The 549-nt window shown below is 67.0% G+C and carries 1 protein-coding gene; it reads left to right on the top strand.

Going from position 1 to position 549, the window contains the following annotated elements; all coding sequences use genetic code 11:
- Positions 1-19: 19 nt before the first annotated feature.
- The coding region (locus ACFOX0_RS34275; RefSeq protein WP_377553859.1) for an SGNH/GDSL hydrolase family protein at positions 20-549 on the top strand (530 nt) is incomplete at its 3' end.

The following is a 549-nucleotide window of genomic DNA, read 5'->3' as shown; positions in this document are numbered from 1 at the left end:
ATGGTTCGCCGCGGCGGCCGTGACGGTCGCGTTGGCGGCGGTCGGTGCGGCCGTGGTGGCGGGGCCGGCGAGTGCGGAGTCCAACGGTGGGGTGCGGGTGATGCCGTTGGGTGATTCGATCACCGAGGGCACGCAGGTGCCGGGTGGGTATCGGATCGGCCTGTGGCAGCGGGTGAACGGTGCCGGGTACCGGGTGGATTTCGTCGGGTCGCAGTACAACGGGCCGGCGAGCCTGGGGGATCATGATCATGAGGGTCATCCGGGGTGGCGGATCGACCAGATCGACGCGAACATCGTGGGGTGGTTGCGCAACACCACGCCGCACTCGGTGTTGCTGCACATCGGGACGAACGACATCCTGCAGAACTACAACGTCTCGACCGCGCCGAACCGGTTGTCGTCGTTGATCGACAAGATCACGTCGACGGTGCCGGACGCGGAGGTGTTCGTCGCGCAGCTGATCCCGTTGTCGAACTCGGGTCAGGAGTCGGCGGTGCGGACCTTCAACGCGGCGATTCCCGGCATCGTGCAGGGCAAGGTGAACGCCGG

It is taken from the genome of Micromonospora zhanjiangensis (assembly GCF_042650605.1).
Taxonomy (GTDB): Bacteria; Actinomycetota; Actinomycetes; order Mycobacteriales; family Micromonosporaceae; genus Micromonospora_J; species Micromonospora_J zhanjiangensis.
This window is presented reverse-complemented; position numbering and strand designations above follow the sequence as displayed.